General features: G+C 68.7%; 16 protein-coding genes and 2 riboswitches. Of the genes, 5 read left to right on the forward strand and 11 right to left on the reverse strand.

Features of this window, described 5'->3' with window-relative positions; all coding sequences use genetic code 11:
* Nucleotides 1–58 precede the first annotated feature (58 nt).
* From PBT88_RS05000 to PBT88_RS05030, 7 genes are all read right to left on the reverse strand, one after another.
* Nucleotides 59–1,063 (reverse strand): type II secretion system F family protein, encoded by a 1,005-nt coding sequence (locus tag PBT88_RS05000; RefSeq protein ID WP_270078121.1) that lies wholly within the window; start codon nt 1,061–1,063, stop codon nt 59–61.
* A gap of 16 nt (nt 1,064–1,079) precedes the next feature.
* A complete protein-coding gene (locus PBT88_RS05005) occupies nt 1,080–2,030 on the reverse strand; it encodes a type II secretion system F family protein (protein ID WP_270078122.1) in 951 nt (316 codons plus the stop codon).
* A gap of 88 nt (nt 2,031–2,118) precedes the next feature.
* Nucleotides 2,119–3,384 (reverse strand): AAA family ATPase, encoded by a 1,266-nt coding sequence (locus PBT88_RS05010; protein ID WP_270078123.1) that lies wholly within the window; start codon nt 3,382–3,384, stop codon nt 2,119–2,121.
* A 2-nt stretch (nt 3,385–3,386) separates the two neighbouring features.
* Nucleotides 3,387–4,043 carry a CpaD family pilus assembly protein gene (locus PBT88_RS05015; protein WP_270078124.1) on the reverse strand — a complete coding sequence of 219 codons (657 nt, stop codon included), beginning with the start codon at nt 4,041–4,043 and terminating at the stop codon, nt 3,387–3,389.
* An 11-nt stretch (nt 4,044–4,054) separates the two neighbouring features.
* A complete protein-coding gene (locus PBT88_RS05020; RefSeq protein ID WP_270078125.1) occupies nt 4,055–5,557 on the reverse strand; it encodes a type II and III secretion system protein family protein in 1,503 nt (500 codons plus the stop codon).
* A gap of 2 nt (nt 5,558–5,559) precedes the next feature.
* Complete coding sequence (gene cpaB / locus PBT88_RS05025) at nt 5,560–6,561, reverse strand: Flp pilus assembly protein CpaB (RefSeq protein ID WP_270078126.1); 1,002 nt, start codon at nt 6,559–6,561, stop codon at nt 5,560–5,562.
* A gap of 46 nt (nt 6,562–6,607) precedes the next feature.
* Nucleotides 6,608–7,081 (reverse strand): A24 family peptidase, encoded by a 474-nt coding sequence (locus PBT88_RS05030; protein ID WP_270078127.1) that lies wholly within the window; start codon nt 7,079–7,081, stop codon nt 6,608–6,610.
* Between the two features lie 109 nt (nt 7,082–7,190).
* Here PBT88_RS05030 and PBT88_RS05035 point away from each other — a divergent pair, with 109 nt between their 5' ends.
* Together PBT88_RS05035 and PBT88_RS05040 are read left to right on the forward strand one after the other, a co-directional pair.
* Nucleotides 7,191–8,084 carry an alpha/beta fold hydrolase gene (locus tag PBT88_RS05035; protein WP_270078128.1) on the forward strand — a complete coding sequence of 298 codons (894 nt, stop codon included), beginning with the start codon at nt 7,191–7,193 and terminating at the stop codon, nt 8,082–8,084.
* On the forward strand, nt 8,081–9,181 hold the full coding sequence (locus PBT88_RS05040) for an NAD(P)/FAD-dependent oxidoreductase (protein ID WP_270078129.1): 1,101 nt from the start codon (nt 8,081–8,083) through the stop codon (nt 9,179–9,181). Before PBT88_RS05035 ends, PBT88_RS05040 begins: the two co-directional genes overlap by 4 nt.
* On the opposite strand, the gene PBT88_RS05045 is transcribed toward PBT88_RS05040, so the two are convergent.
* The 4 genes from PBT88_RS05045 to ispH are packed head-to-tail and all read right to left on the reverse strand — an operon-like array spanning nt 9,172 to nt 12,101.
* On the reverse strand, nt 9,172–9,639 hold the full coding sequence (locus PBT88_RS05045; RefSeq protein ID WP_270078130.1) for a GNAT family N-acetyltransferase: 468 nt from the start codon (nt 9,637–9,639) through the stop codon (nt 9,172–9,174). The two genes, PBT88_RS05040 and PBT88_RS05045, sit on opposite strands and share 10 nt — an antisense overlap.
* Nucleotides 9,640–9,647: 8 nt before the next feature.
* Nucleotides 9,648–10,142, reverse strand: a complete 495-nt coding sequence (rnhA, locus tag PBT88_RS05050; RefSeq protein ID WP_407696516.1) for a ribonuclease HI — start codon at nt 10,140–10,142, stop codon at nt 9,648–9,650.
* Nucleotides 10,139–11,095: a homoserine kinase gene (gene thrB, locus PBT88_RS05055; RefSeq protein ID WP_270078131.1), complete on the reverse strand. Its 957-nt coding sequence runs from the start codon at nt 11,093–11,095 to the stop codon at nt 10,139–10,141. The genes rnhA and thrB overlap by 4 nt, the downstream gene beginning before the upstream one ends.
* Before the next feature lie 25 nt (nt 11,096–11,120).
* Nucleotides 11,121–12,101, reverse strand: a complete 981-nt coding sequence (ispH, locus tag PBT88_RS05060) for a 4-hydroxy-3-methylbut-2-enyl diphosphate reductase (protein ID WP_407696517.1) — start codon at nt 12,099–12,101, stop codon at nt 11,121–11,123.
* A 96-nt stretch (nt 12,102–12,197) separates the two neighbouring features.
* Here ispH and PBT88_RS05065 point away from each other — a divergent pair, with 96 nt between their 5' ends.
* The 3 genes from PBT88_RS05065 (at nt 12,198) to gcvH (ending at nt 14,802) form a co-directional block, all read left to right on the forward strand.
* The gene (locus PBT88_RS05065) at nt 12,198–12,890 is read left to right on the forward strand and encodes a hypothetical protein (protein WP_270078133.1); all 693 of its coding nucleotides are present in this window, start codon (nt 12,198–12,200) and stop codon (nt 12,888–12,890) included.
* A gap of 77 nt (nt 12,891–12,967) precedes the next feature.
* Nucleotides 12,968–13,065, forward strand: a riboswitch (glycine riboswitch).
* Nucleotides 13,066–13,185: riboswitch (glycine riboswitch) on the forward strand. It abuts the riboswitch before it with no gap.
* Nucleotides 13,186–13,242: 57 nt separating this feature from the next.
* Entirely contained in the window at nt 13,243–14,424 is a 1,182-nt protein-coding gene (gene gcvT / locus PBT88_RS05070) for a glycine cleavage system aminomethyltransferase GcvT (RefSeq protein WP_270078134.1), read from the forward strand.
* 3 nt (nt 14,425–14,427) lie between these two features.
* On the forward strand, nt 14,428–14,802 hold the full coding sequence (gcvH, locus tag PBT88_RS05075; RefSeq protein ID WP_270078135.1) for a glycine cleavage system protein GcvH: 375 nt from the start codon (nt 14,428–14,430) through the stop codon (nt 14,800–14,802).
* The last annotated feature ends 7 nt before the right edge of the window (nt 14,803–14,809 follow it).

Here is a 14,809-nt window from a genome sequence, read left to right on the forward strand (position 1 = left end):
TGTTGTTACGGAAGCAGAACCGACGAAACCGGGGCGACGTTCCCGCCGCCCCGATCGATCATCCCATCTTGCCGCCGGACATGGCATCCGAGATCGAACAGGCCGCCGGCCCGAGGATGACGACGAACAATACCGGCAGAATGAAGAGGATCAGCGGCACCGTCATGATCGCGGGCAGCCGGGCGGCCTTCTCCTCGGCGCGCATCATCCGCTCGTTGCGGAATTCGGCCGAGAGAACCCGCAGCGCGGAGGCGAGCGGCGTGCCGTATTTCTCGGTCTGGATCATGGTGGTGACGACGCCGCGGACGGCATCCAGCGCGACGCGCATCGCCAGATTCTCGAAGGCCTGGCGGCGTTCCGACAGGAAGCCGAGCTCGATCGCGGTGAGCATGAACTCGTCGCCCAGTTCGGGATAGGCCTTGCCCAGCTCGCGCGCCACGCGGTTGAACGCGGCATCGACGGTGAGGCCGGCCTCGGCGCAGATCACCAGCAGGTCGAGCGCATCGGGCAGACCCTTGCGGATCTCGGCCGAGCGCTTGGTGATCTTGTTCTTCAGCCAGATGTCGGCGCCCTTGTAGGACAGCACCAGCGTGCCGGCGACCAAGGCATAATGCTTGATCGGCCCCCAGGTCGGGAACCAGCCGAGGCCGTAGACGCCGATGGTGGCGATGCCGCCGAGCACGATCGGCCCGATCATGCGCGAGAAGATCACCGCGACGGCGGCGTCCTTCGAGCGGATGCCGGCCTGCATCAGCTTGATCTGCGCGGCCTTGAGCTGGCTTTCCTGGAGCAATTTGAGGCTCGACAGCGCCGAGCGCATCCGGTCGGTCGCCTCGTTGCGCGAATTGAGCTTGGCGCGGCGTTTCGAGGTGGAGGCGGTGATGCCGAGCTTGAGCTGCTCGCGGCGCTCGTTCAGCGCCTTCACCCGCTTGGCCATCGGATTGCGGACGGTGGTGGCGGTGTAGAGCGCGAACATCACCGCCATCACCGCCAGCGTGGCCATGAAGGTGCCGAGCAGGACGGTATCGACGCCGAGGATGGAGGTGTGGCCGGTGGGTGTCATGATCGTCTATCCCGCCTCAAATCTCGAAGCTGACCATCTTGGCCATGATGAAGGCGCCGATGCCCATCCAGGTCAGGCCCAGCGCGCCGGCGATCTCGAGCCGGGTCTCGTGGAAGAAGCCGGTCATGTAGCTCGGGTTCATGACCCAGACGGTGACGAACACGAAGAAGGGCAGCGAGCCGACGATATAGGCGGACGCCTTCGATTCCGACGACATCGCCTTGATCTTGAGCTTCATCTGCGACCGCTTGCGGAGCACGTCGGCGAGGTTGGCGAGGGTTTCGGCGAGATTGCCGCCGGTCTCGCGCTGGATCGCCAGCGTGATCACGAAGAACTGGAATTCGGGCGTGCCGAGGCGATCGGCAGTGTCCTGGAGCGACGCCTCCATGGTGCGGCCGATCTTGATGCGGTCGTTGATCAGGCGGAATTCGACGCCGACCGGGCCGGGCACTTCGGCACCGACCACGCCCATCGTCTCGGTGATCGGCAGGCCCGAACGCAGGCCGCGCACGAGCAGCTCGATCGCATCGGGGAATTTCGCGGTGAACTGGCCGACGCGACGCTTGATCATGAATCCCACCACCTTGTGGGGAATGCCGAGGCCGGCGGCGATGCCGACCAGCAGGGCGATGATCAGCGGCACATGCTTGAGCGCGAGCAGCAGCGTGATGACCAGCCCGATGCCGAGGCAGAACATGAAATATTTGCCCAGCGTCCAGTTCTTGCCGGTCTGCGACAGGCGAACGCGCAGCATCTCCGGCTTGGGCAGGAAGCGGGTGGCATAGCCATCCATCTTCGTGTCCCGCATCGTCAGGACGCGGCGCATCTGCGCCTGGGCCAATATGTCGCCGGTCTCGGAATGGCGCGACTTCAGGCTCTCCATCCGGCGCGACTTCGCCTTGCCCGCGCTGGGCCCGGAGAAGGCGAGCAGGATCAGGCCGAGCGAAACGCAGCCGCTGAATGCCATGAGCAGTGCCGGAAACATCAGCCGATCGCCTTCCCGTCCTTGGAACCACCGATCCGCCGCGCCGCGAGCAGCGCGGCAGGTCGGATCGTCATTTCGTCTTGCGCTTGGGCAGCAGCGCCTTGAGGTCGCCGAGCTTGCCGATCAGCGACTTGTCGTTGCCGCCGGCCTTGTCCGGGCCGGCCTCGACGGCGCTGTTGATGCTGCGGGCGAGCTCGATGATCGGCGCGCCGGTCTTGCCCGACTTGGCGACCTCGGCGAGCGGCTTGCCGAGCTTGGCGGCCTGGGCGAAGGTCCGCGCGTCATAGGGCACGGCCATGTCGATCTTGCGCTCGATCGAATCCTCGAACTCCTTGCGGCTGATCTCGCTGATGCCGGACAATATCCGGTTGGCGACGATCGTCACGTTGGCGCTCGGCGCATTCGCCTTGAGCCAGGAGAGCAGGCGGATGGTGTCGCGCGCGGCGGCCAGCGTCAGCTCGGTGACCAGCACCACCGACTGCACGTCATGCAGCAGGTGAGGATGCTGGATCAGCATGTGGCGCGGCAGATCGAGCACGGTCGATTCGAACGCCGTCTTCAGCTCTTCCTGAAGCTGGTAGAAGGCCGAACCGTCGGTGATCAGCGGATGGTTGAGCGGCGCCTCGGCCGACAGCACCGACAGCTTGTCGCTGGTCTTGACCATCGCGCGCTCGATGAACAGCCCGTCGATGCGGCTCGGATTCTCGATCGCGTCGGTCAGGCCGCGGCCCGGCTCGACGTCGAACGCCAGCGCGCCGGTGCCGAAGTGGATGTCGAGATCGAGCAGCGCCGTCGAACGCCCTTCGGTCTCGCCGAGCAGCCAGCCCAGCGAGCTGGCGATGGTCGAGGCGCCGACCCCGCCGCGCACGCCGATCACCGCGATCATCATGTGCGGCCGATCGGTGCTCTGTTCGGTAACGCGCGGGCCCGACAGGGTGAGCTGGGCGTGGGCGAAGGCTTCGCGCGCCTGATCGGCGCTGAACGGCTTCAGCAGATAATCCTGGATGCCGCTGGCGACGAGATCGCGGTAGAGGCGCACGTCGTTGACCTGGCCGGAGGCGATCACCACCGTGCCCGGCTCGCAGACCTCGGCCAATGCGTTGATGTCGTTGAGCGGATCGCCGCTCTCCGACATATCTACGAACAGGATGTGCGGGCTGGCCGAGACGGCGAGCGTCTGCACCGCGTTGCGCAGGCCGCCCTTGTGGACCTTCTCGGGCTGCCAGCCCATCTCGATCGCGACGGGGCGCAGCGCATCGGCGGTGGCGTCGTCGCAGACGAACGCCGCGAACGGATCGCGCAGCGTGGCGGAGCGCGGGTGGAATGGAGCGTTCATGATCAGTTGCCTCCCTTGCTGCTCTCGGCCTTCAGGGGAGCGGCGCCGGTGGCCGCCGCATCGCGATAGGTCTTGATCGCCTTGACGACGATCTGGGCGTCGCCCGAGCGATCGCCCTGCTGGCCCTCGACCAGATCCTGCGGATTGGCGATCATCGCAGCGAGGTTGGAGGCGGTGGCGCAGCCATAGTTGGAGGTCGCGCCGCCGCTATATTCGGGGCTGTTGCCATGGCTGTAGTCCGGGCAGCCCGGCACGCTCGCGACCGCGCGGCTGACGACGATGCGCAGCGTGCCCCGCGCCGCGTGGCCGGCGGTGATCGGGGCCGGCTGGCGGGTGACGAGCATCCCGTAGCGGGCGACGATCGCGCCGATCGCATCCTGCGCGGCGCCGCCACGCCAGCCCGACGGATCGTCGAGCGTGATCGTGTCGCCATAACCGAGATCGAGCCCGTCGAACCAGCCGGCGAGACGCTCGCTCTCACCGCTGGCCAGGCCGGCCGGGGTGGTGCCGACGTCGAGCACATAATCGGTACGGTTGACGACCGGCTGATGCACGGTGTCGACGCTGCGGTTGATCGTCCCGGCATGGGCGACGCCAGCGCCGGCGAGGAGCAGCGCGACCGCGGTGGCGGTGGCGAGCGAACGGATGGGGTGTGCCATGGCGATCATCCTCAATTGCTGGAGAAGCCGGGGCCGACGGCCGGCGCCGTGACCGGCGGCGTCGCTGTCGGGCGGGCGCGCTTGGCGCTGGCCTTGCTGTCCGAATGCTGATCGAGCAGGATTTCCTGCGCGTCATTCCCCATGCGGTAGCCGTCGGTCGGCAAGGCGATCTTGTTGTCGCTGACCGGCTTGACCAGATAGGGCGTCACCACGACCATCAGCTCGGTTTCGGAGCGCTTCCAGCCGTTCGAGCGGAACAGCTGGCCGAGGATCGGCAGATCGCCGAGGAACGGCGCCTTGTTGACCGAATTGGTGGTGTTGTTGTTGAGCAGGCCGCCGATCACGAAGCTCTGGCCCGAGCCGAGTTCGACGGTGGTCTCCACCCGCCGCGTCGTCAGGCCGGGGATGGTGTAGCCCTGGATGCTGACCGTGGACGAGGTCAGCTGCGACACCTCCGGGCGGACCCGCAGCGAGATGCGGCCATCGCCCAGCACCGTCGGCGTGAACGACAGGCTGACGCCATATTCCTTATATTCGATGGTGGTGACGCCCTGATATTGCGGCACCGGGATCGGGATCTCGCCGCCCGCCAGGAAGCTGGCGGTCTCGCCGGAGAGCGCGGTCAGCGTCGGCTGGGCCAGCGTGGTGGCATAGCCGTCGGTCTCGGCGAGATCGAGCGCCGACAGCACGTCGAGGCCGAGCAGGTGGCCGGCAAAGCCGAAGCGGGTGGTGCCGCTGGCCGCCGCCGCCAGGTTCGCCACCGTCTGGGTCAGGCCGGTGGTGGCGTTGGTCGTGTTGGTGAAGCTGCCCGGGCTGCCCTGCGAGATGCCGAAGCCGAAGCCGCCGCTGGTATCCTGGGTCAGGATGTTGAAGCCGACATTCTTCGAATAGTCGCGGTTCACCTCGGCGAAGCGGACGCGCAGCATGACCTGCATCGGCGTCGCCGTCTTGATGCGGCTGACGACCTGCACGTCCTTGCCGACGAAGCTGGAGACGAGGCGGCTGGCCTCCTCGACGTCGTCGGGCGCGGCGACGGTGCCGGTGAGCACCACGACGCCGTTCATCGGCGTCGCGACGATCTGGGCATCGGGCATCGCGATCTTCAGCATCTGGGAGATGTTGCCCATGTTGGTGCCGACCCGCGCGGTCGCGGAGAACACCACCGAGCCATCCTTGGCAGTGGCCGAGATCGTCGTCTCGCCGGGGCCTTTGCCGAACACGTAGAGGCGGGTGGGCGAGCGGACCTGGACGTCGGCGATCGCGGGATCGGCGACGAACAGATCGCTCATCGGGCGGGCCAGCGTGATCAGCTGGCCGCGTCCGGTCGACAGCGTGATCAGCTGCCCGGAGGAGATGCCCGTCGCCGGTGCCGCGGCCCGTGCCTTGGCGGCGTTGGTCGCGGCCGGGTGCGTGCGGGCGGCTGCCGCCGCGCCCGGCGTCGCCGCGAGGGCGAGGACCAGGACGGCGGCGAGCGCGGTGCCCGCAGCGCCATGGCGCTTCAGATCATGGATCATGTTCACTTACCCCCCACGGGCGCATCGGTGACGGTGGTGCCACGCGCGATATGGATGACCGGGCCGGCCGGCGCGGCGGTCTGCGCGCCGTTCCCCGCCATCGGCGACGATGCCGCGCTCATGCTGGTGCTGGCGAAGCGGGAGACCTCGCCGCCCGTGGTGAACGTGTCCTTGCCGTCCTGCGGGCGGCTGGCGAGATCGAGCAGCATCTTCTGGTCGGATTTCGGGTCGGTGCCGTTGGGCACGTGGAGGTCGCCGGCGGCGATCGCCTTTTCGAGATCCTGGTTGCTGTCGGCGAGCGGGCGCAGCGACAGCGACAGCGTGCCGAGCTTCTGGGCGACGGCGAGCTCCTCGGCGAGCTTGGGCGTCGCCTCCAGCGTGACCATGCTGATCGGCGAGATCTGGGTCTTGCCGTCGGGCGTCGGCTGGTTGTCGAAGCGCTGGTCGGTGGCGAGCACGCGGATGTTGCGCACGATCGTCTCCGCCGCATTCAGCGCCGGGCCGCCATTGGCATTGCCCTGCACCGTCTGGGTGAGCATCAGGTCGACGCGATCGCCGGGGAAGACGAAGCCGGCGACCGCCGACGCGCCACTCACCGAGACGGTGACGGCGCGCATCCCGGGGGTCAGCGCGGCGGCGAGGAAGCCGCGGTCCTGCGGCGAGACCAGCGAGCCCTGGGTGACCGGCTGGCCGGCGGTGATCTCGGAGCGGACGACCATGCCGATCATCTTGGCCGGATCGACATTGGCCTCGCCGCGCACATAATAGGCGCCATCGACGAGATCCTTCGGCCAGGGCTGGAAGCGCACCGAGTCCGGCCCCAGGATCGTGCCGACCGGCAGCGGCTTGGTCGCGACGAGCACCAGCGGCCCGGTCGGGACGGCGGGCATCGCGGCGACGACCTGCGGCGCGGCGGTGCTGCCGAACATGCTCTTCGCCATGATGGCAGTCACTGCGGCGACGAACAAAGCGCCGACCAGCAATGCGATTTTCTTTCCGTCCATGACGTCTTTCGCCCCCTAAAGGCCCAACTGCAATTTCAACGCTGCTTCATCGCGCCAATTGGTAAAAATATCGTTCGGCTAGAATGGGTATGGTCGCCACCGCGATCGCGACACCGTAGGGAATCTCGAGTTTTCCCTCGTTTTTGCGGAGCCGGTGCCAGGCCATCATGCCGACCGTCAGCAGGCCGCCGCCGATCGACATCCACACGATCATCCGCATGAAATCGAGCGGCACCAGCCACAGGCCGAGCGCCGCGATGAGCTTGACGTCGCCGCCGCCCATCGCACCGATCGCGAACGCACCCATGAAGATCAGCAGCGCGATCGCGGCGACCGCGCACTGGATCGCAACCCCCGGCCACGGCGCCGTCCCGCAGGCATACCACCATAGCGGCGCGGCGAGCGCGATCCCCGCATTCAAGGGGTTCGGGATGATCCGCGCACGGATATCCGTCCATATCGCGTAGACCAGCGCGGCGATGAGGCCGCCCGTCAAAATTCCGATCAGGGCCATCTGCATGGCGACCGCTCTAGACGGCACCGCTTGCCAAACCGTAACCAGCGAAAAAATGGCTACGATCGCACGTCCCCCCGAATCGGAGTTCGACCGCCGGACCTATCCGGACGGGATGCGCTTTCCCGTCTGGATCGCGGCGGACGGCTGGCGGCATCGCGCCTATGACTGGCCGGCGGACGGGGCACCGCGGGGGAGCCTGATCTTCCAGTCCGGCCGGGCCGATTTCATCGAGAAATATTTGGAGGCCTGCGATCACTGGCATCGCGGCGGCTGGGCGGTCGAGGGATTCGACTGGCGCGGGCAGGGCGGATCGCGCCGATTCGCGGAAGGGCTCCAGCCCGACGATCGGCTTAGCTTCGATCCGCTGATCGACGATCTCGTCGCCTTCGTGGCGGATTGGAAGGCGCGCACGCCGGCGCCGCATGTGCTGGTCGCCCATTCGATGGGCGGCCATGTCGCGCTGCGCGCCTGCGCCGAGCGGGGGATGGTGCTCGATGCGCTGGTGCTGGTCGCGCCGATGCTGGCGCTCAACACCGGCTTCATCCCGCGCCCGATCGCGCAGATGCTGATCGGCGGGGCACGCCTCGCCGGGCTGGGCCATCGTGCCGCCTGGACCGACGATCCCGACGATCCGCGTCGCCAGTTCCGCCTCACCGCCAGCCGCGAGCGCTACGAGGATTCGCAATGGTGGAAGACCGAGCGGCCGGGCATGGGGCTGGGCACGCCGACCTGGAACTGGCTGGGCGCGGCGATGGCCGGCGCGCGTCGGATCGGGCGGCGCGGGGCGCTGGCGCGGGTCACGACGCCGGTGCTGCTGCTGGCCGCCGGCTTCGACAAGCTGGTGCGGGATTCGGCGATCGAAGCGGCCGCCTGGCGCCTGCCCGTCGGCGAATTCCGGCTGCTGCCGACCGCCCGCCACGAGATGCTGCGCGAGGCGGACGACAACCGGCTGCCCGCACTCGCCGCCATCGACGACTTTCTCGCGCGCCGGGCGCCGCGGCCGTGAAGCGTTATGACGTGGTCATCGTCGGCGCCGGCATGGCCGGCGCGAGCCTCGCCGCCGAAGTGGCGCCCCATGCCTCGGTGCTGATCATCGAGGCGGAGGCGCAGCCGGGCTATCACGCCACCGGGCGGTCGGCCGCCTTCTGGTCGGAGACCTATGGCGGGCCGGGCGTCCAACCGCTGACCAGCGCCTCCGGCCCGTTCCTGTCGGAGGGCGGATTCCTGCGGCGGCGCGGCGGGCTGCATGTCGCGGCGGAAGCCGATTTCGCGCAGCTGGAGGTGTTCGCGGCGGCCTTCGCCGGGACCGGGATCATGCTCGAAGCGGTGGACGAGCCGACGATCGCCGCCGCCGTGCCGGGGCTCAGGCGCGGGCCGTGGCGCGGCGTGCGCGAGAACAGCCTCGCCGACATCGACGTCGCCGGGCTCCATGCTTTCTATCTGCGCGACGCCAGGGCGGCGGGGGCGGAGCTGCTCTGTTCGGCACCGTTGCGCTTCGCCGCGCGCGAACGGGGCCGCTGGCGGATCGATGCGGGCGAACAGCTCACTATCGAGGCCGATCTGCTGGTCGATGCGGCGGGGGCGTGGGCGGATACCGTGGCGGGGCTGGCGGAGGCCCGGCCGCTCGGCATCCGCCCCTATCGGCGCACCATGGCGCAGCTGCGGATCGCGCCGGACGCGCCGGCGGCGCTGCCGCTGGTGATGGACATCGCCCAGCGTTTCTACTTCAAGGCCGAGGCCGGCGGGCGGCTCTGGCTCAGCCCGCATGACGAGACGCCGACGCTCCCCGTCGATGCCGCGCCCGAGGAGATCGACGTCGCGGTGGCGATCGACCGCATGGCCGGGCTGGTCGACTGGCGGGTGGAGCGGGTCGAGCGCAGCTGGGCCGGGCTGCGCAGCTTCGCGCCGGATCGGCTGCCGGTCTATGGCTTCGACGCGGCGGTGCCGGGCTTCTTCTGGTGTGCCGGGCAGGGCGGCTTCGGCATCCAGACGGCGCCGGCGGCGGCCAGGCTGGGCGCCGCCCTGCTGCTCGGCCGGACGCCGGATGCGATGGTCGCGGGCATCGATGCGGAGCGCTATCGCGCCACCCGCTTTCAGGCCTGAGGGCCAAGCTCCTGCGTCATGAAGACGCTGTTGGGATCGGGCTTATAGCCTTCGAACGGCGCGCAGGCGACGAAGCCATGCCGGGCATAGAGGGCGCGGGCGGGAATGAAGAAATCCCAGGCGCCGGTTTCGAGGCTGAGCCGGGTCAGGCCCGCCGCCCGCGCCTCGGCGATGAGATGGGCCAGCATCGCAGCACCGGCACCACGCCGCCGCGCGGCCTGCGCGGTGTGCATCGACTTCAGCTCGCCGTGCGTCGCCGACAGCCGCTTGAGCGCGCCGCAGCCGAGCAAGATCTCGCCCTCCCACGTCGTCCAGAAGGCGATGTCCGGCGATTGGAGCGCGGTCAGGTCGAGCGCATGGGCGCTGCCATGCGCGGTTTTCGCGCGCGCGGTGGTGACATGGACGTCGAGCAGCGCCACCACCTGCGGGTCGCCGAAATCGCCGCGGACGATCCGCATCGCGCTGCCTATCCGGCCCGCCGCAGCGCGCCGAATTTCAGCGCCTCGGCGCTGGCGAGCTGGTCGACCCGTTCATTCTCGCTGTGGCCGGCATGGCCCTTCACCCATTTCCAGTCGATCCGGTGGGGTGCTGCGGCGGCGAGCAGCGCCTGCCAGAGATCGGCATTCTTGACCGGCTTGCGATCGGCGGTCTTCCAGCCATTCTTCAGCCAGCCCTTGATCCATTTGGTCAGGCCATCCATCACATAGCGGCTGTCGGTGGTCAGCGTCACCCGGCACGGGCGCTTGAGCGCCTCCAGCCCCTTGATCGCCGCCATCAGCTCCATGCGGTTGTTGGTGGTCTGCGCCTCGCCGCCGCTCAACTCCTTCTCGGTGCCGCCCATGCGCAGCAGCGCGCCCCAGCCGCCGGGGCCGGGATTGCCCTTGCAGGCGCCGTCGGTGAAGATCGCGACCAGGGGGAGTTCTCCAGGGGGAAGTTCTTCAGGGGGCAGGTTGTCGGTCACGCGGGGAAGCACTCCGGATGGGCGGCATAGAAATCGAGGCGGCGCAGATAGGCGAGCGGATCCTTGCGCGTCACCATCGCGTCGGCCGGCGTGTTCAGCCAGTCCCAGGCGCGGGTCAAGGTGAAGCGCAGCGCCGATCCGCGCGCCAGCACCGGCAGCGCCGCGCGTTCGGCATCGGAGAGCCCGAAGGTCGCCTCATAGCCGGCGAGCAGCGCGTCGCCGATCTCGGCGCGATAATCGGCGCCGTCGCCGGAGAAGGCCCAGGCGCTGTGGGTGACGGCGAGATCCCAGGCGCGGGTCTCGGTGCAGGCGAAATAGAAGTCGATCACCCCGGTCACGGCATCGCCGAGCATCAGCACATTGTCGGGGAAGAGATCGGCGTGGATCACCGCGCGCGGCAGGTCGGTCGGCCAATGGGCATCGAGGAAGGCGATCTCCTCGGCGATGCGCGCCGACAGGCCGGGGGCGATCGTGTCCACCGCGGCGCCGCAGCGCGCGGCCAGCGCGGCCCAGCCGACAAGGCCGAGGCTGTTCGGCCGCTCGGGCGTGAAATCGGCGAGCGCCGCGTGCATCCGGCCCAAGGCCTCGCCGGTCGCGCGCGCCTGAGCAGGCGTCGGGTGCGAGAGCGAGACGCCTTCGAGGAACTCGATCAGGCAGGCCGGGCGGCCGGCGACGGTCTGCACCTGCACGCCGTCCCGGTCCCTCAGCGCGCGCGGCACCGGCAGGCCGCGATCGGCGAGATGGTCGAGCAGCGCCAGGAAGAAGGGCAGGTCGCCGGCATCGACCCGCTTTTCATACAGCGTCAGGATGAAGCGGCCGCCCTCCGCCTCGACCAGATAATTGCTGTTCTCCACGCCCCCGGCGATGCCCTTGGCAGAGCGCAGGCCGCCCAGGCCATAGCGCGCCAGCAGCGCGGCCATCTCCTCGGCCGGGACATGCGTATAGACCGCCATTTCGCTTATCCCGGAAAGGCCGCGCTCAGGCGGCGAGGCCGCGCGGCAGCTTGAAGATCATGCGCTCGGCGACGGCTTCCACCTCGCGCTCGCGGATCGTATAGCGGGTGGCGAGCCGATCGACCACCTCGCGCACCAGGATCTCGGGCGCCGAGGCGCCGGCGGTGATGCCGAGGGTCTTCACCCCGTCCAGCCAGTCGAAATCGATGCACTCGCCGCGCTGGACCAGGATCGCCCGCGTGCCCTCGCGCTCGGCGACTTCGACCAGGCGCACCGAATTGGAGGAGTTGGGTGCGCCGATCACCAGCATCGCGTCGCACTGGTGGGCGATCCGCTTGACCGCCGCCTGCCGGTTCGAGGTGGCGTAGCAGATATCCTCGCCGCGCGGCATCTGGATGTTCGGGAAGCGCGCCCTCAGCGCCTCCACCATGCCGGCGGTGTCGTCCACCGAGAGCGTGGTCTGGGTGAGGAAGGCGAGATTGTCGGGATCGGCGACGACCAGCGTGGCGACGTCGGCGATGGTCTCGACCAATGTCATCGCGCCGTCGGGCAGCTGGCCGAGCGTGCCGATCACCTCGGGGTGGCCCTGATGGCCGATGAACAGGATGTGCCGGCCCTGTTCGGACAGGCGCTCGGCCTGGCGATGGACCTTGGAGACCAGCGGGCAGGTCGCGTCGAGCCAGGTCAGCCCGCGCTCGGAGGCCTTGAACGGCACCGCCTTGGGCACGCCATGGGCCGAGAAGACCACCGGCGCATCGTCCGGCACCTCGTCCAGCTCCTCGACGAACACCGCGCCCTTCTGGCGCAGCTCGTCCACCACGAAGCGGTTGTGGACGATCTCGTGGCGGACATAGACCGGCGCGCCATATTTCTCGATCGCCAGTTCGACGATGCGGATCGCGCGATCGACTCCTGCGCAGAAGCCGCGCGGGGCCGCGATCAGCAGATCGAGCGGCGGGAGCCCGGATTCGGTGGTCACAGGCGTTTCGAGGTCTGTCTGGGCCATGTTCGGAAGGCTTTACGCGATTGCTTGCTTGCGCGGAAGGCGGTTCCTATGATCCGCGCGCTTCCCAGACCTTTTCCAGGACATGCCCCCTTGTCGATGACCAAGCGCCTGCCGTTCGCCCTCCTGCTTGCTCCGCTGGTCCTCGCGGGCTGCGCTCAGAAGGGCGACATCACCACGATCGGCGGTTCGATCGGCCAGGAGGTGAAGCGCACCAGCTGCCCGGCTGTGGGCGTTCCGGCGCAGACCGGCGACGTGACCCTGTTCAATCCGCCCGAAAGTCGCGATTCCCGCGCGATCGACGTGGTGGCGGTGTTGACCGACGTCGTCGCCCACTGCGACGATGCCGAGGATAATGGCAAGAAGCCGAACAAGAACGAGGCTGCCGAATCGCCGACGCTGTCCAGCACCGCGACCTTCCGGATCGACGCGCGCCGCAACGATCCGCATGGCGCGCGCGATGTCGTGCTGCCCTATTTCGCGGTGGTGATGCATGGCGGCACCGCCGTCGTCTCCAAGTCGGTCAGCCGGATCACGGTGCATTTCGATGACGGCAAGCTGCTGGCGACGGCCACCGGCCAGGCCGGCGCCACCGTCAGCCGCGCCGAGGCGACGCTGCCGGAGAACATCCGCAACCGCCTGATTCGCAAGCGCAACGCCGACGACGCCGACGCCACGGTCGACCCGATGACCGATCCTTCGGTGCGCGCGGCGCTGGCCAAGGCGAGCTTCGAGCTGCTGGTCGGCTTCCAGCTCACCCAGGAGCAGCTGGCGTACAACGCGACCCGTTGATGATGGGCCGTTGATCGACGATTGACTCCGAGTGGCCGAGCGGCCACTCGGGACGGGCTTCCGGCGGGCGACCGTCGGCTGCACGCGCGGGAGAGCGTGGCATCGCGCAAGGGGTGTCGCCGCCGAAGGAGCAACCGCCCCGGAATCTCTCAGGCCTCGGGACCGCGCGGGCAGAACAGGGCACTCTGGAAAGCGGGCGAGCGGCCGAGATAATCGGCTGGCCGCCCCACCGAAGGGGTAAGCGGTATCGCCAGATGCCGTGAAAGCTCTCAGGTTCCGTGACAGAGGGGGCGAGCATGTCAGGGGCGATTCTCGCTCCCGGCCACTCGTCACCCCGGCACGGAGTCCCTAGATGACCGACGCACCTCTGGCGACCGACGCCGCTGACACCGACATCGACGATATCGAGGCAGGCCCCGCCGCGCTGCCGCTCGACGCGTGGCACCGTGCGAAGGGCGGCCGCATGGTCGAGTTCGCCGGCTATCTCATGCCGATCCAATATGAGGGCATCATGGCCGAGCATCTGTGGGTGCGCGATCATGCCGGGTTGTTCGACGTCAGCCATATGGGCCAGCTGCTGTTCACCGGAGAGGGCGTCGCCGAGGGGCTGGAGGCGCTGCTGCCCGCCGATGTGAAAGGGCTGGGCGAGGGCCGCCAGCGTTACTCGCTGCTGCTCGCCGACAATGGCGGCATCCTGGACGATCTGATGCTCACCCGGCTGCCGGCCGAAAGCCTCTTCGATGCGCCGGGCGGCATCTACATGGTCGTCAACGGCGCGACCAAGTGGGACGATATCGCCCATCTGCGCGAATATCTGCCCGACGAGATCACCATGTCGCATCTCGACGAACAGGCGCTGCTGGCCTTGCAGGGGCCGGAGGCGGTCACCGCGCTTGCCCGCCTCGCGCCGGGCGTCGCGGCGCTGACTTTCATGACCGCGGGCGCCTTCACCATCGCCGGGATCGACTGCTGGGTCAGCCGCTCGGGCTATACCGGCGAGGACGGCTTCGAGATTTCGGTGCCGGCCGAGGATGTCACGGCCCTCGCCGATGCGCTCTGCGCCCAGCCGGAGGTCAAGCCGATCGGCCTCGGCGCGCGCGACTCGCTGCGGCTGGAGGCGGGGTTGCCGCTCTACGGCCATGATCTCGATGAGGAGACCACCCCGGTCGCCGCCGATCTCGGCTTCGCGCTGTCCAAGCGCCGCCGCGAGGAGGGCGGTTTCCCCGGTCATGCCCGCATCATGCAGGAGCGCGAGCAGGGGCCGGCGCTCAAGCGCGTGGCGCTGATCGTGGACGGCCGCCAGCCGGTTCGCGAGGGCGCCACCGTGCTGGACGGCGCGGGCCAGGAAGCCGGTCGCGTCACCTCGGGCGGCCATTCGCCCTCGCTCGGCAAGCCGATCGCCATGGCCTATGTCCCCGCCGCATCCGCCGTGCCGGGCACCAGCATCACGTTGGAGCAGCGCGGCAAGAGCTTTACCGGCATCGTCACCGCGATGCCGCTCGTCCCCCACCGCTATCATCGCAAGGGAGCCTGAACCGTGACCCAGACCTATTTCTCCAAGGATCATGAGTGGATCAGCGTCGATGGCACCACCGCCACCGTCGGCATCACCGATTATGCCCAGGCCCAGCTCGGCGACATCGTCTTCGCCGAAGTGCCGACCGCCGGCACCAAGGTCGAGAAGGGCAAGGAAGCCGCCGTCGTGGAATCGGTGAAGGCCGCGTCCGACGTCTATGCGCCGGTCTCCGGTGAAGTGATCGCGGGCAATGCGGCGCTCGCCGACGATCCCTCGCTGGTCAACACCGCGCCCGAGAGCGACGGCTGGTTCTTCACGCTCACCTTGTCCGATCCGTCCGAGCTCGACGGGCTGATGGACGATGCCGGCTACAAGGCGTTCGTCGAGGGCCTCTGATGTCGTG

Origin of the sequence: Sphingomonas abietis (assembly GCF_027625475.1) — a bacterium.
GTDB classification, from domain to species: Bacteria; Pseudomonadota; Alphaproteobacteria; order Sphingomonadales; family Sphingomonadaceae; genus Solisphingomonas; species Solisphingomonas abietis.

Bases quoted from the DNA above. Each gene is read 5' to 3' on its own strand.
- PBT88_RS05035 (WP_270078128.1), top strand. From the start codon at position 7,191: ATGCGCTTTCCCGTCTGGATCGCGGCGGACGGCTGGCGGCATCGCGCC.
- gcvT (WP_270078134.1), top strand. From the start codon at position 13,243: ATGACCGACGCACCTCTGGCGACCGACGCCGCTGACACCGACATCGAC.
- PBT88_RS05015 (WP_270078124.1), bottom strand. From the start codon at position 4,043: ATGGCACACCCCATCCGTTCGCTCGCCACCGCCACCGCGGTCGCGCTG.
- ispH (WP_407696517.1), bottom strand. From the start codon at position 12,101: ATGGCCCAGACAGACCTCGAAACGCCTGTGACCACCGAATCCGGGCTC.
- cpaB (WP_270078126.1), bottom strand. From the start codon at position 6,561: ATGGACGGAAAGAAAATCGCATTGCTGGTCGGCGCTTTGTTCGTCGCC.
- PBT88_RS05045 (WP_270078130.1), bottom strand. From the start codon at position 9,639: ATGCGGATCGTCCGCGGCGATTTCGGCGACCCGCAGGTGGTGGCGCTG.
- PBT88_RS05000 (WP_270078121.1), bottom strand. From the start codon at position 1,063: ATGACACCCACCGGCCACACCTCCATCCTCGGCGTCGATACCGTCCTG.
- PBT88_RS05030 (WP_270078127.1), bottom strand. From the start codon at position 7,081: ATGCAGATGGCCCTGATCGGAATTTTGACGGGCGGCCTCATCGCCGCG.
- PBT88_RS05005 (WP_270078122.1), bottom strand. From the start codon at position 2,030: ATGGCATTCAGCGGCTGCGTTTCGCTCGGCCTGATCCTGCTCGCCTTC.
- PBT88_RS05065 (WP_270078133.1), top strand. From the start codon at position 12,198: ATGACCAAGCGCCTGCCGTTCGCCCTCCTGCTTGCTCCGCTGGTCCTC.
- PBT88_RS05020 (WP_270078125.1), bottom strand. From the start codon at position 5,557: ATGATCCATGATCTGAAGCGCCATGGCGCTGCGGGCACCGCGCTCGCC.
- PBT88_RS05010 (WP_270078123.1), bottom strand. From the start codon at position 3,384: ATGAACGCTCCATTCCACCCGCGCTCCGCCACGCTGCGCGATCCGTTC.
- thrB (WP_270078131.1), bottom strand. From the start codon at position 11,095: ATGGCGGTCTATACGCATGTCCCGGCCGAGGAGATGGCCGCGCTGCTG.